Source organism: Actinomadura madurae, assembly GCF_047130825.1.
GTDB lineage: Bacteria > Actinomycetota > Actinomycetes > Streptosporangiales > Streptosporangiaceae > Spirillospora > Spirillospora madurae.
Genome location: NZ_CP083237.1, coordinates 4,469,795 through 4,493,925, shown reverse-complemented (window position 1 = coordinate 4,493,925; position 24,131 = coordinate 4,469,795). Strand labels below are relative to the sequence as shown.

The 24,131-nt window shown below is 73.2% G+C and carries 20 protein-coding genes; 11 read left to right on the top strand and 9 right to left on the bottom strand.

Annotation, left to right across the window (positions count from 1 at the left end; all coding sequences use genetic code 11):
• Positions 1-34: 34 nt before the first annotated feature.
• Both K8Z49_RS20285 and K8Z49_RS20280 read left to right on the top strand, forming a co-directional pair.
• A complete protein-coding gene (locus K8Z49_RS20285; RefSeq protein WP_412520290.1) occupies positions 35-1,210 on the top strand; it encodes a Rieske (2Fe-2S) protein in 1,176 nt (391 codons plus the stop codon).
• 124 nt (positions 1,211-1,334) lie between these two features.
• A complete protein-coding gene (locus tag K8Z49_RS20280) occupies positions 1,335-1,487 on the top strand; it encodes a hypothetical protein (RefSeq protein WP_021597945.1) in 153 nt (50 codons plus the stop codon).
• A gap of 42 nt (positions 1,488-1,529) precedes the next feature.
• On the opposite strand, the gene K8Z49_RS20275 is transcribed toward K8Z49_RS20280, so the two are convergent.
• The 8 genes from K8Z49_RS20275 to K8Z49_RS20240 form a co-directional block, all read right to left on the bottom strand.
• Positions 1,530-2,453 carry a hypothetical protein gene (locus K8Z49_RS20275; RefSeq protein WP_021597946.1) on the bottom strand — a complete coding sequence of 308 codons (924 nt, stop codon included), beginning with the start codon at positions 2,451-2,453 and terminating at the stop codon, positions 1,530-1,532.
• 24 nt (positions 2,454-2,477) lie between these two features.
• Complete coding sequence (locus K8Z49_RS20270) at positions 2,478-3,212, bottom strand: sugar transferase (protein WP_143118363.1); 735 nt, start codon at positions 3,210-3,212, stop codon at positions 2,478-2,480.
• A 5-nt stretch (positions 3,213-3,217) separates the two neighbouring features.
• A complete protein-coding gene (locus K8Z49_RS20265; RefSeq protein ID WP_021597948.1) occupies positions 3,218-6,058 on the bottom strand; it encodes a lipopolysaccharide biosynthesis protein in 2,841 nt (946 codons plus the stop codon).
• Positions 6,055-7,275, bottom strand: coding sequence for a glycosyltransferase (locus tag K8Z49_RS20260; protein ID WP_412520287.1), 1,221 nt, complete (start codon positions 7,273-7,275; stop codon positions 6,055-6,057). Before K8Z49_RS20260 ends, K8Z49_RS20265 begins: the two co-directional genes overlap by 4 nt.
• A gap of 9 nt (positions 7,276-7,284) precedes the next feature.
• The gene (locus K8Z49_RS20255; protein ID WP_075020802.1) at positions 7,285-8,460 is read right to left on the bottom strand and encodes a polysaccharide biosynthesis protein; all 1,176 of its coding nucleotides are present in this window, start codon (positions 8,458-8,460) and stop codon (positions 7,285-7,287) included.
• Between the two features lie 2 nt (positions 8,461-8,462).
• The gene (locus tag K8Z49_RS20250) at positions 8,463-9,608 is read right to left on the bottom strand and encodes a DegT/DnrJ/EryC1/StrS family aminotransferase (RefSeq protein WP_412520285.1); all 1,146 of its coding nucleotides are present in this window, start codon (positions 9,606-9,608) and stop codon (positions 8,463-8,465) included.
• Between the two features lie 3 nt (positions 9,609-9,611).
• Positions 9,612-10,988 (bottom strand): hypothetical protein, encoded by a 1,377-nt coding sequence (locus tag K8Z49_RS20245; RefSeq protein ID WP_021598429.1) that lies wholly within the window; start codon positions 10,986-10,988, stop codon positions 9,612-9,614.
• A 108-nt stretch (positions 10,989-11,096) separates the two neighbouring features.
• Entirely contained in the window at positions 11,097-11,759 is a 663-nt protein-coding gene (locus tag K8Z49_RS20240; RefSeq protein ID WP_021598428.1) for a response regulator transcription factor, read from the bottom strand.
• Positions 11,760-12,028: 269 nt separating this feature from the next.
• Here K8Z49_RS20240 and galE point away from each other — a divergent pair, with 269 nt between their 5' ends.
• The 8 genes from galE to K8Z49_RS20200 all read left to right on the top strand — a co-directional run bounded on the left by galE (position 12,029) and on the right by K8Z49_RS20200 (position 20,688).
• The gene (galE, locus tag K8Z49_RS20235) at positions 12,029-13,033 is read left to right on the top strand and encodes a UDP-glucose 4-epimerase GalE (RefSeq protein ID WP_024935524.1); all 1,005 of its coding nucleotides are present in this window, start codon (positions 12,029-12,031) and stop codon (positions 13,031-13,033) included.
• 695 nt (positions 13,034-13,728) lie between these two features.
• Entirely contained in the window at positions 13,729-14,367 is a 639-nt protein-coding gene (locus K8Z49_RS20230) for a hypothetical protein (RefSeq protein ID WP_152564004.1), read from the top strand.
• Positions 14,368-14,599: 232 nt separating this feature from the next.
• Positions 14,600-15,637 (top strand): hypothetical protein, encoded by a 1,038-nt coding sequence (locus tag K8Z49_RS20225; protein ID WP_412520282.1) that lies wholly within the window; start codon positions 14,600-14,602, stop codon positions 15,635-15,637.
• A 262-nt stretch (positions 15,638-15,899) separates the two neighbouring features.
• Positions 15,900-16,508 carry a TetR/AcrR family transcriptional regulator gene (locus tag K8Z49_RS20220; RefSeq protein WP_412520280.1) on the top strand — a complete coding sequence of 203 codons (609 nt, stop codon included), beginning with the start codon at positions 15,900-15,902 and terminating at the stop codon, positions 16,506-16,508.
• A gap of 67 nt (positions 16,509-16,575) precedes the next feature.
• Positions 16,576-17,205 carry a LysE family translocator gene (locus tag K8Z49_RS20215; protein WP_412520278.1) on the top strand — a complete coding sequence of 210 codons (630 nt, stop codon included), beginning with the start codon at positions 16,576-16,578 and terminating at the stop codon, positions 17,203-17,205.
• A 135-nt stretch (positions 17,206-17,340) separates the two neighbouring features.
• A complete protein-coding gene (locus K8Z49_RS20210; protein WP_024935522.1) occupies positions 17,341-18,561 on the top strand; it encodes a helix-turn-helix domain-containing protein in 1,221 nt (406 codons plus the stop codon).
• 32 nt (positions 18,562-18,593) lie between these two features.
• On the top strand, positions 18,594-19,202 hold the full coding sequence (locus tag K8Z49_RS20205; RefSeq protein ID WP_024935521.1) for a TetR/AcrR family transcriptional regulator: 609 nt from the start codon (positions 18,594-18,596) through the stop codon (positions 19,200-19,202).
• Positions 19,203-19,251: 49 nt separating this feature from the next.
• Entirely contained in the window at positions 19,252-20,688 is a 1,437-nt protein-coding gene (locus K8Z49_RS20200; protein ID WP_412520276.1) for a pyridoxal phosphate-dependent decarboxylase family protein, read from the top strand.
• 7 nt (positions 20,689-20,695) lie between these two features.
• Here K8Z49_RS20200 and K8Z49_RS20195 read toward each other — a convergent pair whose 3' ends face one another.
• Complete coding sequence (locus K8Z49_RS20195) at positions 20,696-21,958, bottom strand: D-alanyl-D-alanine carboxypeptidase family protein (protein WP_412520274.1); 1,263 nt, start codon at positions 21,956-21,958, stop codon at positions 20,696-20,698.
• Positions 21,959-23,547: 1,589 nt separating this feature from the next.
• Between K8Z49_RS20195 and K8Z49_RS20190 the strand changes: the two genes are divergently transcribed.
• On the top strand, positions 23,548-24,129 hold the full coding sequence (locus tag K8Z49_RS20190; protein WP_024935519.1) for an RNA polymerase sigma factor: 582 nt from the start codon (positions 23,548-23,550) through the stop codon (positions 24,127-24,129).
• Positions 24,130-24,131 lie beyond the last annotated feature (2 nt).

The following is a 24,131-nucleotide window of genomic DNA, read 5'->3' as shown; positions in this document are numbered from 1 at the left end:
CTCCTGGATCACGGTTATTCCTGAACTGTCTCCCATGTGTCATGACGCCGCCTTTCTGATCGTGGCGGACGGGCGCGGAATCCTGCATTGCAACGACGCCCGGCTCACCGCGGCGCAGGCCCGCCGGGCCAAGCACCTGGCGGGCGGCCGGCTGGACCTGATGGCCCTGCAGGCGTCCGGGGCGTCCTGGCACCCGATCTGCTACGAGTACCCGCCGGAGGAGATGGCCAGGGTCTCGATGGCCAAGCGCACCTCCAAGCTCCGCGCCGCGCAGCGCCTCGTCCGGCAGACCGAGCCGGAGCTGGCGGTCCCGTTCGCCGGGCCGCCGTGCTTCCTGGGCGCGGAGGTGGAGCACCTCAACTGGGTGCTCGACCAGGCGGACGGCGCGTTCTGCGACCCCGAGGCCGCCACGGCGTGGCTGCGCGAGCACCTGCCGGGGCAGCGCTGGGACTACTTCAAGCCCGGCGACACCGTCGACCTGGACACCGGCGAGATCATCCGGGACCCGGTGTCCGCGGAGTTCTCGTTCGCCGACGCCGGCCGGGAGGCCTATCTCAGGCGGTACACCGCCGACCGGGCCGCCGCCCTCGCCGAGGTCATGGCGGAGCACCCGGAGCCGGGTCCCGACCTGTTCGACCGGTTCACCGCCCACTTCGCCTACCTCGGCGGGCTGAGCGACTACTTCCTCGAACAGATCTCGATGACCGTCCGGTTCGACATCACCGGCCCGAACGGCGGCGTCTGGGACGTCGACTTCGCGCCGGGCGGCCTCACGGTGTCGCAGGCGTCCCCGGACGTCCGCCCGCACTACCGGATCACCACCGCGGGCCGCTGGCTGGACGGCGTGCTGTCCGGCCGGATGGCGTGGGAGGACCTGCTCATCTCCTTCCGGGTCAGCCTCTACCGCGACCCGGACGTCTACAACGACTACCTCGTCGGCCTGCTCAAGCACGCCAACGCGCCCGCGCTGCAGGCCGTCGAGGCGTACGAGACCGGCCGGGACGAGAGCGAGCGCATCACCGTCGAGAGCGACGGCGCCCGCTACGACATCCCCCGCTACTGCCCGCACGCCGGCGAGGACCTGGCGGTCGGCGCCGTCGTCCGCGACGGCCAGATCCACTGCCTGGCCCACAACTTCGCCTTCGACCTCGCGACCGGCAACTGTGTCAACGCCCGGGCCGCGAACCTGACGAGCCGGAAGGTCTCCTGACCGGAGCCCCGTCTCCTGACCGGAGCCCCGAGTCGGACATATGCGGTGTGTCCGACTCGGGGTTTCTGATCTACCTGTGCTAGGTTTCTTGCCTGCTCGTACGGGGTTTGAAGGGGTGCGCGGGTTGAACCGCAAGAAGGTCGGCCTGTGGGCCGTCGGATTGATTCTGACCGTCGCCGTGATGGAGATCCTGGCCCTGCGACTCGGGTCGCTGGAGTTCCCCGTCCCCACCCACTCCGATCAACGCCCCGCGGTGGCCGACCAACCCGGCCAGTAGCCCCGCGCGCCTCTCCGGAGGGCCGGGCGACCGCACCTCCGGCTACCTCCGGGCCAGGTTCCGCGCCTTGATGAGGCTCTGGAGGTCGGGGTGGTCGCCGCCGTAGGCGTCCGACAGGGAGGGGCAGGCCCATTCGTCCTGGCGGCCCCAGGAGTAGGAGATCTCCAGCGGCGGGCGGGGCGTGAGCCTGTCCCAGCGCGCGAGGATCTTGCGGAACTGGCCCTGCGTGGGCATCCAGTACTTCCGGTCGCCCTTGGAGCAGCTCTGCCCGAACGTCTGCAGGACGGGCGCGATCCGGTCGCGGGGGATGCCGGCGGCGTCCGCCATCCGGACCATCCGGTCGATGGCGCCGATGTCGCAGTGCTCGCGGGTCTTCGCCGAGCCCTTGCACGGGTAGGGGTCGAGGCCGACGAGGTCGACGCCGGTGCGTTTCGGCGTGACCGGTTTCATCGGCCAGTCCGTCAGCGAGATGAACGAGATCTGCCGGGGCGCGTGCCGCTCGACGTAGGCGGCGCGGCGGCGGATCTCCTGCGCGATCTTCGGGCAGTCGCCGGGGTTCGGCTCGTCCGACAGGTACCACCCGTAGACCTTCGGGTCCTGCCCGTACCGGTGCACGGCCTGCGTGAAGGCGTCCCAGCCGAGCTCGAAGCCGCCGCAGGTGAAGTTGCCGACCCACAGCAGCGCCTGCATCCCGTCGGGGACGCCGGCGACGAGCGCCGGGTCCGCCTTGACGTCCACCAGGTCGTAGCCGAGCGCCCGGAGCCGCGGGTAGTCGGACGGCTCGGTGTTCAGCGCGATCCGGCGGGTCTTGCCGGGTTCGGCGGCCGGCGTGCCCGGTGAGGCGAGCGGGCCCCGGTACGGCCGGTAGCGGTCCGCCCGGTACTGCAGGTAGAAGAGGATGCCGGCCGCCAGGACGACCGTGACCACGACGGCCGAGATCCTGAACCGGACGTCCCGGATGTCCATGACGTCACTCCCCGATGGTGGTGGTCAGGCGGCGGAGCCGGGCTCCTCCGCGGTGCGCCGCGCCGCGTCCTGGGCGTCCTTGACGCCCCCGGCGACCTGCACCGGGAGCGGCGGGACCGGGATGCGGAGGATGTGCTTCACCGTGTCCCAGAGCGCGCCGAGCGTGGCGCGCATCGACGGGTCCCGCAGGTAGACGGCGTCGACGGCGATCCGCGCCGGGACGATCCGCTCGATGTAGTTGACGAGGTCGACCTCCTCGCCGGGACCGAGCACGTCGAAGTCGCGGAACCGCACCTCCGACAGGCCGGTCAGCCCCGGCCGGTGGTCGAAGATCCACCGGCTGGCCGCGTCGTAGTGCACGGCGAGGTCGTAGGTCTCCGGGCGCGGCCCGACGAGCGTCATCTGGCCGCGCAGCACGTTCACCAGCTGCGGCAGCTCGTCCAGCGACCACTGGCGCATCAGCTTGCCGACCTTCGTCAGCCGCGGGTCGCAGTTGGCGGTGACGGTGAGGCCGCCGACGCCCTGCCGCATCGTCCGGAACTTGTACATGACGAACGGCCGCCCGCCCTGCCCGACGCGGGTCTGCCGGAACACCCCGGGCCCGGGGCTGGACAGCCGCACCAGCAGGAAGAGGAGCAGCAGCGGGACGCTGAGCAGCAGCAGCCCGGTGACCGCGCCGGCGATGTCCAGGACGCGGCGCGCCGCGGACGGGGGGACGCCGTCGGACGGGTCGACGGGACGGCTTACGAGCTCGGACATGTCGGTCACCCCTTGTCTACGGGTGCGGGGCCTTGGGTCGCGGGTGCCGTGGCCGCGGTGGCCCCGGCCCCGGCGTTCTTGACGTGCTGGAACCAGACGAGGAGCGCGGCGGTGGTGGCGACGAACGACAGGGACGTGGCGATCGCGGCGCCGATCGCGCCGTGCGCGGGGATCAGGACCGCGCCGAGGATGACGACGACGACCAGGCCGATGCCCTGCCCGGTGGAGGCGGCGCCGGGGCGCCCGACCCCGTAGAGGTAGGCCATGACGAGTCCGGTGACGCCGAACGTGACGACGCCCGCGAGCCTGATGTAGGTGGGCACGACGGCGTCGTCGAACACGTCCCCGAAGACCCAGGGCAAAGCGGTCCCGGCGATGAGGGCGAGGGGCAGCGCGGCCAGCGCGGACACGGCGAGCGCCGGCAGGATGAGGCGGGACGTCCGTCTCGTCGCGGTCTCCCGGTCCTCCTTCGCGAAGTCGGGGTACAGGACGTAGTTCACCGCGAGCCCCGGCAGCTGCACCAGCTCGGCGAACTTGCTCGCGACCGTGTAGACGCCGAGGACCTTCGGGCCGGCGAGCGCGCCGAGCAGCGCCATGTCGAACCGGAGCTGGAGCAGGTCGATGAGCTGGCCGAGGTAGCCGCGGAACCCGTATCCGGCGATGGACCGGCCGAGCCGCCGGTCGGGGCGTCCCCACCCGGCGAAGAACCCGCGCCGCGCGAGGCGCCGGACGATCCACGCGGCGGCGGCGACATCGGCGAGCACCAGCCCGGTGATCAGCGCGCCGGGCCCGTACCAGCCGGTCAGGATCACCAGGTAGATCGGCAGGAACACGAACTCCTCGACGGCGATGGCGAGGCTCGCGCCGGGCTGGTCGTCGGTGCCCTGGAGCAGCCCCTTGCCGACCGAGACGAACCCCTGCGTGAACGACGGCGCGGCGGCGGCGATCGCGACCCAGATGCCGAACGACTTGAAGAACACCAGGTAGATGAGCGGGCTGAGGGCCAGCCAGGCGAACCCGGAGATCGTCGCGCCGATCACGGTCAGCCACGCCAGCGTGGGCCGCACCCGGCTCTGGTCGTAGTCGGGGCGGGCGAGGAAGAACGGCGCGGCGCCGGGCAGCCCGGCGCTGGACAGCTGGCAGAGCAGTCCCGGCAGGATCCGGACGAGCGTGAACGCCCCGACGAGCTTCGGCCCGCCGATCCGCGCGACCATGATCGTCGCGATGCCGAGCGAGGCGAGCGCCCCGATCCGTCCCGCCATGTTCCCCGCCACCAGCGCCAGCAGGCGCCGCCTGATCGCCCTGCCCCGGGGATCGCGACCGGAGGGAGGCGGCTCGTCCTCGACGGGCAGTGTGGCGACCGCCGTCTCACTCCCGCCCTCCACACGAGCGGGTTCCGGCGGTTTCGGAGAGGGCGCCTTGGCAAGGGGCACGGCCTCATCGCTCTTGGGCGGCGACCCCGGCCCCGGATCACGGTCCGGGCGGCCGGAGGGCGCTCTGGGCCCGGGGGCCGCACGGCGTCCCGCCCGCGATGGGGGCGCCAAGAGGCCGCCTCCTTGGGCGGATCGAGACAGGTCCAGCGCTGCTATCAGGCCGAACACGGCCCAGCCGTGGCGGTAGTGGAGGGTCTCGTAGAAGAGGCCCGAGATGAGGAAGACGGCGATGAGCGCGCCGAACAGTTCGGGTCGCGGCACGAGCCGCGCGTACTCGCCGGTCAGCGCGTTCCGCCGGGCGATCCGCACGCACTTCAGCAGCAGCACGAACACGAGCACGATGAGCGCGACGCCCCCGAGGAAGCCGCGTTCGAGGACGGAGGCGACGTAGTCGTTGTGCGCCTCCCGCACATAGGTCTCCTGCCGGACCAGCATCTCCTTCTCGGTCTGGCCGGGACCGATGCCCCACGGGTGCGTCTGCTCCTCGATCATCTGGATGGTGGTGGCGAGTACGGTGCTGCGGGAGTTCGTGCTCTCCCCGGTCGTCCGGCCGATGGAGTCGCGCAGGATGGGGGACGTCTGGCTGGCCTGGTCCAGCAGCGGCTGGATGTTCACCTGCGTGACGACCGTGACGCCCGCCCCGCCGACGAACACGGCGAACGCGCCGATGGCGATCGCGTGGTGCGCCCTGCCCTCGCGGACCAGCCGGAACAGGTGGCCGAGCAGGATCGCGATGATGAGCGCGAGCAGCCCGCCGTTGGAGCCGGTGAGGAGCTCGGCGGTGAGCAGGATCCCGCAGACGGCCCACCGCCGCCACGCCGTCCCCGGGTAGCGGGTCGCGCGGGCGATGAAGAAGATGCAGATGAACCAGTTGGACGCGTAGTTGGCATCGCCGAACGTGAACATCGCCCGCTCGCCGTCGACCTGCTTGCCGGACAGCGCGTCCAGGCCCAGCACGAAGCCGGTGATCATGACGAGGGCGTAGCACGTCCCGATGGCGACGAACGCGCGGAGCGCGACCCGCAGCAGGGACGGGTCGCGGCCGAGGTTGGCGAGGCTCACCCCCCACAGCAGCACGAACAGGTCCTTGACCAGGGTCAGCGCGCCGGCGTCGTTGACGATGGCCGCGATGCCGCCCGCGATGATCGTCAGCAGCGTGGGGATGAGGAACGGCCACCGGACGGGCAGCTTGCGCGTGCCCGCCCACAGCATCGCCACCGCGGTGACGCCGATGAGCGCGAGGTCGGGCAGCCCGGTGTTGCCGGGGCCCGGCGGCAGCCCGAACGGCATCAGCATCGGCAGCGAGGCGATCCCCCCGACCAGCACGACGGTCGTCAGCCGCGCGCCGCGCTTGAGCGGCGCGGGCGCCCGCTCGGCGCCGCCGCGCGCGGGGGCCTCGATGGTCGCGGTCATGGGCGCCTGGAGTTCCCGCGGTAGGTCTCGTCGAGGACGGTCCCGAGATGCTCGGGCGAGAACCACTCGCCCACCCGGGCGCGGGCGCGCCCGGCCATCCGCGCGGCGGCGGCCGGGTCGTCCAGCAGCGCCGACACGGCCGCGGCGAGCCCGTCCGGGTCCTCGGGCGGGACGAGCATGCCGGTCTCGCCGGCGAGCACCAGGTCCTGGTTGGACGGGACGGCCGTCGCGACCAGGGGGATCCCCGCGCCGACCGCCTCTACCAGCACGCAGGGCAGCCCCTCCCACCGGCTGGCCATCGCCATCACGTCGAACGCGGGCAGCACGTCGGCGATGTCGTCGCGGTGCCCGAGCCAGCGCATCCGCTCGCCGATGCCGAGTTTCGCGGTGAGCCTCTCCAGCTCCTCCGTCATGGGCCCGCCGCCGGCCCACAGCCCGAACACGTCGTCGGGCAGCCGGGCGATCGCCTTCGCGAAGATCTCCGGGCCCTTCTGGAACGTCAGCCGGCCGATCGACCCGACGACCTTCACGCCGAGCGGCAGGTCGAGGCGGCGGCGGGCCTGGGCGCGGGAGCCGGGCGCGGTCGCGTAGGCGTCCACGTCCACGGCGGGCCACGACAGCCGCACCCGCTCCGGCGACGTCAGCCCGAGCCGCAGCGCCGTCGTCACGGTCTCCGAGCCGATCGCGAGGAACGCGTCCGTGCGCTTGGAGGCGATCCGTTCGAGGCCTATGTATACGCGTCGCCGCGCCCACGACTGGAACTCGTTGAACGGGAACCCGTGCCAGGTGTGGACGATGCGGGGCACGCCCGCGCGGGCCGCCGCGACCCGTCCGATCACGCCGCCCTTCGCGCTGTGGGTGTGGACGACGTCGTAGCGGCCCTCGGCCAGCACGCGGGTCAGCGTGCGCAGCGCGGCCAGGTCGTCGCGCGGCGAGATCTGCGGCACCAGCGGCCCCACCTGGACGATCTCCATCCCGGCCGCGTACGCCCGGGGGGTGAGGTCACCGGCGGCGGCGTTGGCCACGGCCTCGTCCCCGAAGAGGACGCCGTTGCCGGTGGACGAGGCCGTGCTGTCCATGCCGACGCCACCGGTGACGATCGCGCGCTCGTAGTCGCCGTCCGGGAGGGCCAGCGCACCGTTCAGCGCGACCTGGCCGGCGCCCCCGTTGAACCGGGTGATCACCGTGGCGACTCTGAGCTTCCTGGTCGTACTCACGTGCACACCTCACAGGCCGGGTGGGTCGGGGCTGCACCCCGCGTCGCAGAGGCAGGACGGGCCGGGCGGCGGGGGGTCGCCGGACGGTTCCGGGCGCCGGGCCGGGTGGTACTCGGGCAGCAGCCGGCGCAGCAGCAGCCGCACGGCGCCGTCGTCGCCGGCGCCGGCCGCGGCCTCCAGCTCGTCCAGCAGCTGCGGCAGCCCGGCGGGCGGCGCGGCCGGGCGGGTCGCCCAGATCTTCGGGTGGGCGGTGCGGATCCGGCGCTCGGAGTCGGCGAACACCTTCTCCGCGAGCTTCTCGCCGGGGCCGAGGCCGCTGAACCGGATCGTCACCTCCGGCAGCCGGAGCTGTTCGGCGTACCGGTGCACGAGGTCGATCACCGGGACGGGCCGGCCCATGTCGAGGACGAACGTCTCCGCCTCCTCCGCCATCGCCGCGGCCTCGATCAGCAGCCCCGCGGCCTCCTCCACCGTCATGAAGTGGCGGGCGACCTCCGGGTGGGTGATCGTGACGACCTCGCCGGAGGCGATGCGGTGCGCGAGCAGGTCCAGCAGCGGGCCCGCCGTGCCGAGCACGTTGCCGACGCGGACGGCGGCGAAGCAGGTCGGGCCGCCCGTCGCCGTCCGCAGCAGCAGCTCGCCGAGCCGCATCGTCGCGCCGAACACCGACGTCGGGTCGGCGGCCTTGTCGGACGAGACGAGCACGAGCCGCTCCACGCCGTGCCGCACCGCGCCGTCGATGAGGTGCCGGGTGCCGAGGACGTTCACCGCGACGCCCCGGCACGGGTCCCGCTCGACGTCCGCCAGCGCGTTCCGCCCGGCCATGTGGAAGACCAGGTCGGGCCGGGCGTCCCGGAGGATCCGGTCCACCCGGCGCTCGTCCCGGACGTCGGCCCGCGCGGCCGTGACGCCCGGCAGCGCCCGGCGCAGCCGCGCCAGCCCGGCGCCGTCCCGGTCGACCAGGCACAGCGCGGCCGGTTCCAGCCGCTGCACCTGGTGGCACAGCGCCCGGCCGACCGTCCCGCACGCCCCGGTGACCAGCACCCGCCGGCCCCGCACGAGCCGCCGCCCGCGATGCCCCGCCATGACGACCTCGTCCCGTCCCATCAGCAGGGCCAGCGGGCTGGCCGGGACCGCGGCGGGGGGTGCGGCCCCGGTGCGGCGGCGCGGCAGGAACCTTCGCACGATCAGCTCCGGGTCCGCAGGGCCTCGGTGAGTGCGGACACGACGCGGTCCCGGCCGTCGGCCGTCAGACCCGGGTACAGCGGCAGCGACAGCAGCTCCTCGCCGACCCGGTCGGTCACCGGCACCTGCGCGCACTCCTCCGCGCCCAGGATCTCCAGGTAGGCCGTCATCTGGTTCGCCGGGATGAAGTGGACGGAGGTCGCGACGCCCGCCGCCTCCAGCCGCGCGCTGATCGCGTCCCGGTCCTGCACCCGCACCTGGTAGAGGTGCCAGGCGTGCTGGACGTTGTCGAGGTCCCGCTGCGGCAGGACGAGGCCGGGCAGCCCGCGCAGCGCCTCGTCGTACGCCGCGACGATCTCGGCGCGCCGCTCCTGCCACCCCGGGAGCGCGGCGAGCTGCGCCCGCCCGATCGCCGCCTGGACGTCGGTCATGTTGGCCTTCAACCCGACCGTCTTCACGTCGTACCGCCAGCTTCCGCCCGGCAGGTACCGCTTCCAGGAGTCCTTGCTCATCCCGTGCATCCGCATCGCGCGGACCCGGTCGGCGAACTCCTGGTCGGACGACGCCACCGCGCCGCCCTCGCCGATCGGCATGTTCTTCGTCGCGTAGAAGGAGAAGCAGGCCGCGAACGACTCCGATCCGACGGGCTTTCCGTCCCGCCCGGCGCCGGGGCCGTGCGCCGCGTCCTCGACGACCCGCGTCCGGTCGAGGCCGGCCGCCTCGGCGAGCGCCGGGACGTCCACCGGGTAGCCGCCCTGGTTCTGCACGATCATCGCGGCGGGCGCGCAGCGCCCCGCCGCCGCCGCGACCGTCTCCGGGCTCGGGACGAGCGTGTCCTCGTCGATGTCGACCAGCACCGGCCGCAGGCCCGCGTGCAGGATCGCGTTGATCGCGCCGCAGAACGTGAGGCTGGGCGTCAGCACCGCCGACCCCGGCGGCAGGTCCAGCGCGCGCAGGCACAGCTCCAGCGCGGTCGTGCACGAGGCGACCGCGACGACGTGCGCGGCGCCGAGGTGGTCGGCGAACTCCTGCTCGAACGCGGCCGTCTGCGGCCCCGTCGTGATCCAGCCCGAGTCGAGCACCTTGACGACGGCGTCGGACACCTCGCCGGACACCGACGGGATCGTGAACGGTACGGACGAACTCATCTGCTACCCCTTGATCTTCCGGGACGTGGCGACGACGCCGAGCAGCGGCCAGCCGGACGCGGTGACGAGGTCGCGGACGGTCTCCAGCCCCGACACCCGCGTCACCGGCCCGACCACGACCACCACGCCGACCTCCTCGTCCGAGCCCGGATCGATGTCCTCGAACGCGTGCACATGGCAGAGCTGGCGGAGCGGGACCGGCTGGGTGACCTCCGAGGGGGACACCTCGGCCGACTTCTTCGACATCACGGCGGTGCCGCCGGCGCGGACGACGGACGTGCTCTTCGTGCCGCCGCCGGGCCCGCCGCTGTTGAGGGACGGCCCGTCCGGCCGCTCACCGTCGCCGCCCTCGCCCTCGCCGGCGTCGCCGGGCCGGCCGCGTCCCGGCCGCGCCTTGACGACCTTCGTCTCGTCCCCGTACACGGCCGCGGCGATCGAGGACACCAGCTCGGCCGGCAGCGGCCCCGGCGCGCCGACCAGCGTGACCCGCCCGACGCCCTCCTTCTTCGCGGCCAGCCGGATGCGGCGGCCGAGGTCGGCGAGGCGCGCCGGTCCCTTGTCGGACCAGCCGAGCAGCGGCACCCCGAGCCGCCGCGCGACCCGCCGCTGCCCCGGGATCGTGGGCCGGACCATCTCCGTCACGACCGCGATCAGGATCCCGCCGATCAGCCCGACCAGCCCCGCGATCGCCGCCATCATCACGACCGGGTTCGTCCGCGGCGCCAGCACCGCCGGCTGCACCACCGACGCCGTCCCCGACTGCGACAGCTGCGTCTGCAGATCCGACCGGTTCGACCGCAGGTCGGTCAGCTCGGCCTGCACCCGCTCCCGCTCGTTCGCGGCGCCGATGTCGGGGTTCGGCTGCGCGCCGGCCCGCCGCGACAGCGGGCCGAGCTTCTTCTCCAGCGACCGGACGCGCTTGTCGATGTCGTCCATCTGCTGCTTGATCGAGCCCTGGTTGGAATCGTTGATCTCCTTGACGACCGCGGCGCCGATCGCGTCGGTGAGCCGCCGCGCCACGCCCGGGTCGGCGTCCTTCACCGACAGCTGCACGACCGTGGACGTGCCGAGCCCGGTCACCTCGATCGCCTTGGCGACCTTGACCGTCGGCCGGTTCACCTTCTGCTGCCCGAGCACCTCGCGCAGCAGGTTCTCGCTGGTCGCGAACGCCTTCACCTGGCTGACAACGATGGACACGCCCGCGTCCCCGGGCGCCGCGTCGGTCGCCCTGCTGCTCGCCTGCAGCCGCGACTGCGCGACGTACGGCGGTTCCGTCCCGCTCATCACGACCCCGACCAGCAGCAGCGGAAGAACCGTCATGGCCAGCAGCAGGGCCCAGTAGCTGCGCACCACCCGGGCGGCGACTTCGTCGATCTCCACGATCTACCCTCCGGCTTCGTCACGGCGAGCGTAGGAAGACCCGTCGGCGGAGCAATCGCCCAAAAGACGACCCCGCCCTACGCCGTTTGCATCAGGGCGGACGCCCGGTCAGCCGTCCGCGGAGGGGCGCATGCCGGCCCGCATGGCGAGGGTGATCGCCTCCAGGGCGGAGTGCATGTCGAGCTTCGCCAGCAGGTTCTGGGTGTGGGTGCGGACGGTGTTGGCCGACAGGCCGAGCCGCTCGGCGATCTCCGCGCGGCCGAGCCCGTCCACCATGCACTGCAGGACCTCGCGCTCGCGCGGCGTCAGCTCGGCGAGCAGCCCGGCGCCGGCCTGCTCGCCGCCGTCCAGCGTCAGCCGGCGCAGCACCTCGCCGAGCAGGTCGGGCGGGATCCAGCCGCCCTGCCGCGCCGCCGACCGGATCACCCGGGCGACGTGGTCGGCGCTCTCGGTCTTCTCCAGCCAGCCCACGGCGCCGCGGCGGACCGCCCGCACCATCGCGTCGAGGTCGCTCATCGCGGTCAGCACGACGACCCGCACGTCCGGGTGCCGCTCGCGGACCCGGTCCAGGACCTCCAGGCCGCTCTCCGCGCCCAGCGTCATGTCGAGGACGAGCACCCGCGGGCGCTCGGTGGCGGTCAGCGCGAGTGCGCGCCGCACGTCGGCGGCGATCGGCAGGATCACCAGATCGGGCTCGCGCCCGAGCCGCGCCGCGAGGGCCTCGGCGAAGAGCGCGTGATCGTCCACGATGAGGACGCGGATCGGTTGCATCCACCGACCATGACCGCTGCGGGGGCCCGGCGGATCCTGCAAACGCTGTACTTCGTTTCGGCCGTCCCGATCACCCGCGCCCGCACACTGCGTGATCTCCGCTGGTGACGGCGCCGGACAGAACCGTGCGCGGACGCCGGGCGGCCCCCGCCGGTTCACACGCGTCCGGACCCGGTCACCTGGAGTGCCGGGCGTTGACCGTCCGGGGCCGGCTGCTGATCCTGTGGCTGGAATGTCAAGGGGACGCACTGGCCTGCAGGGGATGCCACATGAAAGTGCTGATCACAGGGGGAGCCGGCTTCATCGGCAGCACGATCGCCTCCGCCTTCGCCGAGCGCGGGGTCACCCCCGTGGTGCTCGACAGCCTCATCACCGGCCGGCAGGAGTTCACCGCCGGCAAGATCTTCTACCAGGGCGACATCGGGGACGGCGGCCTGGTCGACCAGATCTTCCGCGACCACCCCGACATCATCGCGACCGTGCACTGCGCGGCGCTGATCGTGGTGCCCGACTCCATGGCGGACCCGCTGCGCTACTACCGCGTCAACCTGTCCAAGACCCTCGACCTCGCCGGTCACCTCGTCCGCAACGGCTGCGACCGGATGATCTTCGCGTCCACCGCCGGGATGTACCGGCCCGAGCCCGATCTGTCGGTCACCGAGACCTCCGAGCTCGAACCGCAGAACCCCTACACCCGCTCGAAGATGATGGCGGAGCTGCTGCTCCAGGACTTCTGCGAGGCCTACGGGCTGCGCGTCATCTCGCTGCGCTACCTCAACCCGATCGGGGCCGACCCGCGGCTGCGCACCGGCCTGCAGAGCAGCAAGCCCACGCACGCCCTCGGCAAGATGATCGAGTGCTACGACCTCGGCGTCCCCTTCAAGATCACCGGGGTGGACTGGGAGACCCGGGACGGCACCGCGATCCGCGACTACATCCACGTCTGGGACATCGCCCGCGCCTTCCACGAGGCGGCCACCCGGTTCGACTCGATCATCCCGCCGGTCGGGGACCACCCGCGCTACGAGGTGATCAACCTCGGCACCGGGAACGGGACGACCGTCCGCGAGCTCGTCGCCGCCTTCCGCGAGGTCGTCGGCGACTCCTTCCGGGCCGAGGACGCCCCGGCCCGGCCGGGCGACGTCGTCGGCGCGTTCGTGAATCCGGCGAAGGCGTGGGACCTGCTCGGCTGGAAGCCCGAGTACACCATCGAGGACGCCATCCGCCACTCCCTGCAGTGGGCCGACCGGCGCCGCGAGCTCGCCGCGTCCTGACCCTCGTCCACGGCCCGTCCGGCGAATGCCCCGGACGGGCCGTGGTCATGTCTGCCGCCGGGGACGGGGACACCGCCCGCCCCGGCGCCGCTCCGGCGGCGTTCGCCGGCACATCCCCGGCGGACGCCGCCAAGTCGCGTCAAGACGTCCAGAGTTACTCTATGTATTCATTTAGCTACGCATCGTTGTAGCATCGCTGTTCTGTGCGAGTGAATCCGGGGTGTGGTCTGGGGATCATGAAGCGAGCATGGAGCGACAGGCGTATCCGCATCGGCACGGTGTCGGCGGTGGTCCTGACCGCGTCGGCGATGTCGATCGTTCCGGCGGGCCGGACCGGTTCCGTCCGGGGGTGCGTCTGCCACATCGCCCGGTCCTGCGCGTCGATGGCGCCGCGGGGGGGAGCGGCCGTGCCGGCGGCCGTCCCGCCTCCCCGGCACCTGGTGCCGCGGGAGGGGCATCCCGTTCAGAACGCCGCCCTTGTGCAACGGCAGGCCATTTCTCTTCCCGGGCATGGGGACGGCATCGTTCTCAAGTTCAGCCTTTACCGCGGAATTGGCGGCGGGGTGACGAGTTCGTTCACCCGCGATGGCCTGGCATTCACGTTCGAGAGTGGAGCCGGGGTCGGCGGCTCCTTTTCCGTGGGCTCGACCGTCGGGCGGCCGGACCCCGGCCCGGCTTTCGAGGCGCGGGCCTCGATGAGCAGCAGGCTCCGATTCGTCCGGCCACCCGACTTCGGCCTCACGGTCAGCCACGACGGCATGCTGCAGGCCTACATGGACGCAAAGACGGGCAATTTCCGGACGCGTTTCCGGTCGAAGTCGGTGTCGCTCACCGGGGGCGGCGTCCACGGGAAGACCGAGGCGCCGGCGACCCGGAGGTCCTGGAGCCTCGGCACCGAGTTCAAGCTCGCCGGCACCTACACCGTCAGAGCGCCCTGGGGAGGCGTCTTCGACGTGTGGCGGGGGATCATCGGCGGCGTCCCCGGGGTGTGGAAGTCCCGGGCCCCGCCCGCGCACTCGGTCGACCTCCTCGGCTACGTGGCGGTGCTGGGCAGGGGCGTGTTCAGGCGCTCCGTCGACGTCCGCCCACGTGACACCCGGCTCCGGAGGGGGCGCGCGGGCCGGTTCCGCGGATCGCAGGCGTTCCGTGCCCTCCGCGTTCTCCGGGTCGTCAGGGGAGGCCGGAGGTCGCGCTTCGGACGGCCCGGCGGAGCGGCTTCACGAGCGTCGCGGAAGGGACCGCGCGGAGCGCGCCCTCCCGCCGCGCCGGACGACGAGGACCCGGCCGGAGCGCGCCGCAACGGCGCGGGCGGCGGGCCGCCGTTCGCGCCGTAGCGGCCGTTTCCGGCGAGCCATACCGCATTCGCCCGAGTCGGCGGGTCGCGGGGGTGCGGTGCACCCGAAAAGGGGACGTGACTTCTCATCTGCACAAGTGGCGGTAAGCCTGATTTTCGCACTTTGCGGGCATTTTGAAAATCAGGCCACCCCGATTTAAGTTTGGTCACGGAGTTGTTATGATCATTGAGTTCGCACTGCGCGAACCAGCGTCACAAAAGGGGGAAAAGGAATGAAACGTATCGCTCGTGCGGCGACCGTGGCCGGGCTGGCCATCGGTGGCAGCCTCCTGGCCGTTCCCGCGGCCTCGGCCGAGGCCGCGGCGCCGTCGGACATCAACATCTACATCAATCCCCGCTACATCTCCGAGAGCGGCCCCGGCGACCTCAGCTACGCCGAGATCAACAAGTCGCGCGACGCCGCCGCGGTGATGGGGAACAAGCCGGTCACCACCGGCGACATCAAGCAGAAGATCCACGCCAAGAAGGTCGGCCCCGCGACGGTCGAGGTCGAGGGCCCCGAGCAGGACGTCGAGGGCGGCGAGGCCGCGGGCGCCCAGGGGGCCGAGGCCGCGGGCGCCGAGGGGGCCGAGGCTCAGGAGGGCGCCGCCCAGCAGGGTGCCGCTCAGGAGCAGGGTGCCGCTCAGGAGCAGGGCGCGGCTCAGCAGCAGCCCGCCGCTCAGGAGCAGGGTGCGGCTCAGCAGCAGCCCATCGCTCAGGAGCAGGGTGCGGCTCAGCAGCAGCCCATCGCTCAGGAGCAGCCGGCGGCTCAGGAGCAGGGTGCTGCCCAGCAGCAGCCCATCGCTCAGGAGCAGGGCGCCGCTCAGGAGCAGGGCGCCGCTCAGGAGCAGGGCGCCGCTCAGCAGCAGCCGGCCGCTCAGCAGCAGCCCGCCGCTCAGGAGCAGGCTGCGGCTCAGCAGCAGCCCGCCGCCGAGCAGCAGTCGGCCGCTCCGGAGCAGGCCGAGGCCATGGAGGAGGCCGAGGCTCAGGAGGGCGCCGCCCAGGAGGGTGCCGCTCAGGAGCAGGGTGCTGCGCAGCAGGAGGCCCAGCAGCAGCCCGCGGCTCAGCAGCAGGAGGCTCAGCCCGCGGCTCAGCAGCAGGAGGCTCAGCAGCAGCCCGCGGCTCAGGAGCAGCCGGCCGCTCAGCAGCAGCCCGCGGCTCAGCAGCAGCCGGCCGCTCAGCAGCAGGCCCAGAACGAGGCGCAGGTCCAGCACAAGGGCGAGGCGCTGACCGAGGCCGTGAACCAGGGCCAGGCCGCGGTCCAGGGCTAGGACCGACCGTGGACGAGAGGAGGGCCCGCGCCAGGGCCGAAACCGCCCTCGCGGGCCCGCCTCCGCGGTACCTCCGCACGTAGGAGACGGGCGCGTGCGCCCATGTCATGCCTCGCTGATGGACATCGGCGGGGCATGACGCCTGTTCGGGGGCCGTGCCGTGACCTGCGCCGGAGCCCGCCCGCCCGGGGGCGACGTCCGAGATGGACGCGTTTGAGGCGAACGTAGGAAAGAATGGGGGTGGCCACGGCTAGGAGGCGTTTTGAACGGCGATGCGCGGTTCACCGTCACGCGGACGCTGAGCAAGGACCAGCAGGCGCGGCGCGAGCGGCTGATCGACTCGGCCCGGGAGCTCGCGCTGGAGGGCGGCTACCCGGCCGTCACCATGCACGACGTGGCGGACCGCGCCGGCGTCGCGCGGGCGACCGTCTACCGGTACTTCGCCACCAAGGACCACCTGCTCACCGAGGTCGCGGCGGCGTGGGCGCACCGGGTCACCGACGACATCGACGCGCTCGCGGTCGGCGACACCCCGCTGGAGCGCCTCACCGCGCTGCTCGAGCGGATCGTGCACGTGGCGGCGGCGGAGCCGACCCTGACGTCCGCGATCATCCAGGCGGTGACCTCCGACGACTCCAGCGTGGACGACGCCCGGACCGTCCTGTTCCTGTTCCTGCGCGACCGGCTCTCCACGGCGATCGGCGACCCGGTCCCCGAGCGCGACGACGTCGAGATCGTCCTCGGGCACATCCTGCTCTCCGCGCTGATCAGCCTGGCCTCGCTCCGCCAGCCGGTCGATGAGGTCGCCGCCATGGTCCGCACGGCCGGGCGGCTCGTGCTGGGCGGCGCGTTCGCCGCGACGCCCGGCTGATTTGGTCCACGTTTCCCGGCCGTGATTGGTCCTGTCGCATGGTCCACTGTGGTCCTAGCGTGCTCGTGTGACGAACCCCGTGCTGTTCCTCCTGGCCGCCCTGACGCTCGTCGCGGTCCCCGGCCCGAACCACCTGTACATCACCACGCGCAGCATCGGCGAGGGGCGCCGCGCCGGGATCGCGTCCGCGCTCGGCGTCGAGACCGGCACGCTCGTCCACATCGGCGCCGCCGCGGCCGGACTGTCCGCCCTCGTCGCCGCGTCCGCGACCGCGTTCGGGATCCTGCGCTACGCGGGCGCCGCCTACCTCGTCTACCTCGCGTACCGGACGCTGCGCGGCGGCCGTGAGGACGGCGAGCTCGAACTCGAACCGCGGCCGCTGCGCCGCGTCTACCTCGACGGCGCGCTCGTCAACGTCCTCAACCCGAAGGTCGTGCTGTTCTTCCTGGCGTTCCTGCCGCAGTTCGCCGACCAGGACGCGGGAGCGGTGCCGCTGCAGATCGCGGCGATGGGCGCCGCGACCGCGCTGATCGGGCTGGTCGTGGACATCGGCTACGCGGTGGCCGCCGGCTCGATCGGCGAGTGGCTGCGGGCCCGGCCGGTCTTCCGGCGCCGGCAGCGGTACGCGACCGGCCTCATCTACCTCGGCCTCGGCGCCGTCGCCGTCCTCGCCGGTCCGAGCGCGCGTCGCACCTAGGGACCACTCGCCGGGGCGGGTATGCAGCCCGCCTCGTTTGTCACTCCGCTGACAACCCGGGGCCCGCATTGCGTACCCGGTCGTGCAGCCCGCCCGGACGGCCGCCGGTAGCTTCCCGACCGGGAGGTGCGAACGGTGACCGGCGGCCTTGAGGAACGCTCCCCGATCACGCCCTGGCCGGGCGTGCCGAGCGAGCTGGCCACGCTGTTCCGGCCCCATCTGGACACCCTCGCCGAGGAGATGATCGAGGAGATCCTCGCCGGGATCCCCGAGTACGCCCGCCCGCGGGACGCGGAGTACACGCGGCTCCTCCGGCTCGCCGTCGAGGGCGCGCTGCGCCAGTTCGCCGACCTCGTCATGGACCCGGACGGCTCCTGGGAGCAGGTCGCCGCCGTCTACCGGGAGATCGGCCGGGCCGAGGCCCGTGAGGGCCGCGACCTGGAGGTCCTGCAGACCTCGCTGCGGCTCGGCGCCCGGGTCGCGTGGCGCCGGCTCGCCGCCGAGTCCGAGCGGTACGACATCTCCCGCCGTACCCTCGCCGGCATCGCCGAGGCGATCTTCGCGTTCCTGGACGAGGTCGCCCGCGCCGCCGCCGAGGGCCACACCGCGGCCCGTGAGCGGGAGGCGGGCGAGCTGGAGCACCGCCGCCGCCGGCTGCTGGACCTGCTGCTCGCCGAACCGCCCGCCGCCCCGCGGGCCGTCGCCGACCTGGCCCGCCTCGCGCGCTGGCGCGTCCCGCGGACGGTCGCGGCCGTCGTCCTGCACGAGCGGGGCCGGCAGCCGTTCGCGCACCCGGACCTGCCGCCCGACGTGCTCGCCGACGTCGACCGCCGCGAGCCCTGCCTGCTCGTCCCCGACCCGGAGGGCCCCGGACGCGGCCGGATGCTGGAGTCCGCGCTGGGCGCCTGGGTCGCCGCGCTCGGCCCGACCGTCCGCACCGAGGACGCGGCCAGGTCGCTGCGCTGGGCCCGCGAGGCGCTGCCGCTGGCGCGCCGCGGGATCCTGCCGTCCGACCGGCTGATCCGCTGCGCCGACCACATGCCGGCGCTCGTGGTCTTCAGGGACGAGGACCTGGTCCGCGTGGTCGCCGACCTGCGCCTCGCGCCGCTGCGGGCCGTCCGGCCACGGCACCGTGAGCGGCTGATGCGGACGCTCCTGTCCTGCCTGCAGAACGGGTTCAACGCCACCGAGGTCGCGAGCCGGCTGCACGTCCACCCGCAGACCGTCCGGTACCGGCTGCACCAGCTGGAGGAGCTGTTCGGCGCGCGGCTGCACGACCCGGAGACCCGGCTGGAGATGGAGATGGCGCTGACCGTCGCCCTCACCACGCCGCCGGACGATCAATCAATCGATTGACCGGATTCTTCGCCAACGCCTAGTTTGGGGTGATGACCAGCAGCGATACCGGGCGCGAACGGATCCTGGAGGTGGCCACGCGGCTGTTCGCCGCGCTCGGCTACGACGGGACCTCCACCCGCATGATCGCCGAGGCCGCCGGGCTCAACGTCGCCACCATCGCCTACCACGTCGGCGGGAAGCGCGACCTCTACCTCGCCGTGATGGAACGCGCCCACGTGGCGGAACGGGCCGCGCTCGACCGGGCGCTCGCCGAGATCACCATGGACCGGGAGGGCCTGCTGGCCCTCGTCGACGGGTACGTCGACTTCTGCCTCCGGCGCCCGGAGGTCCCCGCGCTGTGGATGCACCGCTGGCTCTCGGACGCCGCCGACATCGCGCACCTGGAGGAGCAGTACGTCCGGCCGCTGGTGGAGATCGTCACCGGCCTGGCCCGCAAGATCGTCGCCGATGACGTCGACGTCGACTTCGTCGTCTGGACCATCGTCTGGTGCACCCACGGCTTCGGCTGCGGCGGCCTCCTCGACGCCGACGGGAACCGCCTCGGCCTGGACGACCCGGCCGCGGTGGCCAGGTTCCGCGCGCAGATGCGCCGCACCGTCGCCGCCGCGATCGGGCTGCCCTCCGGCAACGCCGGATGACCTCACCGCGGCTCACCGCCGTCCGCCCCCGACCGAGGAAGCACGCCCTATGCCCGCTGACCCGCACCACGGCGCCCTGCCCGAAACCGGCCGCCCCGCCCCCGACCTGCTCGCCGAGCTCGCCCGGCTGCGGGCCGCCGACCTGCCCGTGCGCGGCGGCCAGGTCACCGCGTACGTGTACGACACCGGACGCGACGCCGTGCACGACCTCGCCGCCACCGCCTACCAGGAGATGCTGGAGGTCAACTGCCTCGACCCCACGGCGTTCCCCAGCATCGTCGCGCTCGAACGCCGGATCGTCGGGTTCGCCGCGGACAAGCTCGGCGGCGGCTCCGGCATCTTCACCAGCGGCGGCACCGAGTCGATCATGCTGGCGGTGAAGGCCGCGCGGGACGCCCGCCCGGTGGAGGGGCGGCCCCAGATCGTCCTGCCCGCTACAGCGCACCCCGCCTTCCACAAGGCCGCGCACTACCTCGGCATGGAGACCGTGCACGTCCCGGTCGACGGCGACTTCCGCGCCGACCCCGCCGCGACGGCCGCCGCGCTGACCCCCCGCACGGTGCTGGTCGTCGCCTCGGCGCCGTCCTATCCGCACGGCGTCATGGACCCGGTCCCGGAGATCGCCGCGCTCGCCGCCGGCGCGGGCGTGCCATGCCACGTCGACGCGTGCGTCGGCGGCTGGGTGCTGCCCTGGCTGCGGGACGCCGGGCGCGACGTCCCGCCGTTCGACCTGTCCGTGCCGGGGGTGACGTCCCTCTCGTGCGACTTGCACAAGTACGGCTACTCGCCCAAGGGGGCCTCGGTCGTGCTGTTCGCGGACGAGTCGCTCCGGCGGCACGCCTACTTCGCGTCCGCGCACTGGCCCGGCTACACGGTCATCAACGCCGGCGTCCAGAGCAGCAAGAGCGCCGGGCCGCTCGGAGCCGCGTGGGCGACCCTCACCGCGGTCGGGGCGCAGGGGTACCGCGACCTCGCCGAGAGCGCGATGAAGGCCGCGGAACGCTTGATCGCGGGCATCGCGGAGATCCCCGGGCTGCGGGTGCTCGGCGACCCCGTCGCGCCGCTCGTCGCCGTCGCCTCGACCGACCCCGGACTGGACGTCTTCGTGATCGCCGACGAGGCCCGCGCCCGCGGCTGGTACTTCCAGCCGCAGCTCTCCTACCAGGGCAGCCCGCCGAACCTGCACTTCACCCTGACCGGCGTCAGCGACGTCGACACCCTGCTGGCGGCGCTGGCCGACGCGGTGCGCGGCGCCCGCGCCGCCGGCCCGCCCGACGTCCCGTCCGACCTCGTGGACGCGCTCGCCGAGCTGGACCTCGACGGTCTCGACGACGCCGACTTCGCCGCCCTGCTCGCGTCCGCCGGCGTCGACCTGGACGGCGGCGGCGACCCCGAGATGGCCGTGGTCAACACCATCCTGGACGCGCTGCCGCCCGCCACCCGGGAGGCCCTGCTGATCCGCTTCCTGTCCGCCCTGTACGTCTGACGGCGGGTCAGCCGAGGCGGGTCAGCCGCTTGACGATGGACGGCCCGTCCTTCGGCTCGCCCGCCTCCAGCGGCACCCGCGCCGGGCCCGCGTCCATGGCGCCGGCCGCGTCGCCCGGCGCGGCGTCCGCCGGCGGGTCGCCGTCGTACCCCACGCGCACGGTGAGGCCGGGCCAGCCGACGACGGCCACCGGCGCCGTCGCGCGCAGCGCGGTGCTCCCGTCGAGCCCGTCGTCGATCCGCCCGACGACGTCGCCCCGGCGCGCGAGCGGCTTCGCGACGAGGGCGCGCTCGGCCGCGACGAGGATCCCCTCCGCCGTATTGACGGCGTCCGCCGCGCTAGGGGAGCGCTGCCCCATCACCGCGCCGACGATCAGCGTCATCACGCCCCCGACGTCCTTGCGCGCCGCGAACACGAAGTTCCCACCGGCCGCGTCGGTGTACCCGGTCTTCCCGCCGACGACGCCGTTGCGCCCGAGGATGAAGTTGCCGCCCTGCCGCGGGGTACCGCCGCCGTCCGGCACGTACATCCGGTTGTTCACGATCTCCCCGAAGGACGGCAGGCTCATCGCCGCCCGCAGCAGCTTCACCTGGTCCGCGGCCGTGCTGACCGTCCCGGAGTCGTAGCCGCTCGGATCGGTGTAGCGCGTACCGGTCATCCCCAGCTGCTTCGCCGCCTCGTTCATCTTCGCGACGAACGCCCTCTCGTCGCCGGAGTCCCACCGCGCCAGCTCGTGCGCCACGTCGTTGGCCGAGATGATCAGCAGCGCCTCCAGCGCCTTGCGCTGCGTCAGCCGCTGGTTCGCGGTCACCCCGAGCAGCGACTCCCCGCGCCTCTTGCGCGCCGGGATCTGCGCCGCCGCCTGCGGCGACACCGTCAGCACCGGCCCGGCCTCCCCGGACTTCAGCGGATGGTCGCGCAGATACACGTACGCCGTCATGACCTTGGCGACGCTCGCCGTGGGCGTCGGCACCGCCCCGCCCGAGGACCCCATCGTCCCGAGCCCGTCCACGTAGATCGCGGACTGCCCCGCCGCGGGCCACGGCAACACCGGCGCCTGCCCCGGGAACGTGTGGCTGGCCGCGACGCTCAACCTGACCGTCGGCTCCGGCGGCGGCCGCAGAAGCTGCCCGGCGACGAGCCCCACCACGAGCACCAAGGCAGCCGCGACAACGACGACCCACCGCCGACGCTTCTTCTCCTCCACCGGCGCCGGAGCCGCACCGCCCCACGACTGCGGCGGCGCCTGCCAGGCAGCCGGCGCGGGCAACCGCTCAACCCGAGTCGTCGCAGCCGACGTCTCCGGCAAGACCGCCTCCCACGACCCCGCCGCCACGTCCTGCGATGGCGCGCCATGCTTCGGCGGGGCGCCGGCCCCCGCATGTGGGACACCAGAAGGTGCCGGTGCCGTCGAAGGCCCAACGTGCGGCGAGGCGCTCTCACGCGCGGTGCGCTCGTCCTTGGACGGCGCTTCGTGCTGAGGTGGGACACCGCTATCGGTGCGCTCCGCGTGGTCCTGGCCTGCGGTGCGGCCGCCTCGTGGTGGCGCGTCGTGTGTCGGCGGGACGCCGGGAGATGCCGGTGCGCCCTGCGCGGGGGGCCGCCGTGGTACGTCCTGTTTCGGCGGTGCGTTCGTAGCCCCTGCGCCCGGCGTCGCGCCCTCACGCGCGGCGCGCCCGTCCTCCGACGGCGCGTCCTGCCTCGGCGGAGCGCCACCTTCGGTGCGCCCTGCGAAGGTTGCCTGGTTCTTGCCCGCCGTGCGCCCGTCTTGCGGTGGCGCGCCTTTCTTCGGCGGGGCGCCGGTTCCTGGCCCTGCATGTGGGGCGCTGGAAGGTGCCGGTGCGCCCTGCGCGGGGGGCCTGTCTTGCCGTGGCGTGCCGTGCTTCGGTGGCGCGTTCGTAGGCCCTGCGTGTGGCGTGGCGCTCTCACGCGCGGCGCCACTGTCCTCCGACGGCGCGTCCTGCCTCGGTGGGGTGGCGCTGCCAGGTCGGGTCTGTGGGGCGGTAGGTGCCGATGCACCGTGCGCGGTGTTCTCGCGTCGGGCGCGCTCGTCCTGAGACGGCGCTTGCTGTTGGGTGCGGGCGCCTTGCCGCGGTGCTTCCTGCTGAGGCGGGGCGCCGCTTTCGTTGTCCTCTGCGGAGGCTGCCGAGTCCTCGACAGCGCTGCGGCCGTCTCGTGATGGCGCGTCCTGCTCGGGCGCGCCGCTTTCGGTGCGCTCTTCGGAGGTTGCCTGGGCCTCGCCTGCGGTGCGGGTGTCTCGTGGTGGCGCGTCTTGGTTCGGTGGTGCGTTTGTGGGGGCGGGGGGTGGTGTGGCGTTCTGGTGTGAGGCGCCGCTGTCGTCTGACGGCGTGTCCTGTTCTGGTGGGGCGGTGCTGGCCGAGTCCTTGGCAGGTTCGGGGGGCTCTTCAGGCTCGGCTTGCGGGGTCTCGGTCGTGTCCTCGGGGGGTTCCTCGTCCTCTGGTTGGGGGGCGGGGAACTGGACGTACCAGGTGCTTGGGGGTGGGGGCTCTTCCTCGGCGTCCTTTGGCCTGCGGCGGACGGGGATGTCCGGGCGGGTCAGGTCGACCTTCTTGGGGACGCGGAATTCGGCGGTCCCGGTACGGGACGTCTCCGCGCCCCGCTCGGCGTCGTCGTCCACGTCCAGACCCTCCTCTGCTCGTATCTCGACGGGCGGCGGAATGGTCCTCCCCCGGCGACCCCCCATGCATATGGGGACGCGAAGTTTATCGGGAAGGTTCGCGGCGATCCGTGTCCGTGAGGCTCGTGTCCCGCGTGAACCTGGACGGGGGGTTGCGGAGATACAACCCTGACAACGTCCCCCGCACGGGAAGGCCCGGTGCGCATGCCATGGTGGCCGCGATGACCGTTCCCCCGACGGCTCAGGAGTGCGACGCCGCTCTCATCGAGAGTTCGCTCGCCGATCCCGAGGCGTTCGCAGCGCTGTTCGACCGCTATGCCGGGATGCTCTTCCGGTACGTCTCGCGCCGGCTCGGGCCCGAGGCCGCGGAGGACGTCGTCGGCGAGACGTTCCTCGCCGCGTTCAGCAAGCGGCACCGCTACGACGTCGCGCAGCGGGACGCGCGGCCCTGGCTGTTCGGCATCGCGACGAAGCTGGTCGCGCGGCATCACCGGAGGGAGGCCGCGCGCTACCGGGCGCTGCGGCGCAGTCCCGTGGACGGTCCCGTGGAGGGGCCCGCCGACCGGGTGGCGGCGGGGGTGACCGCGTCGGCGTCGCGTCCCGTGCTGGCGGAGGCGCTGTCCGGGCTGGCGCGGAGGGACCTGGACGTCCTGCTGCTGGTGGCGTGGGGCGACCTCTCCTACGAGGAGGTGGCGCGGGCGCTCGGCATCCCGGTCGGGACGGTCCGGTCCCGGCTGAACCGCGCCCGGCGCAAGGTGCGCGCCGCGCTGGGCGACACCGACCCGATGGGTGAGGAGGAGTGAGC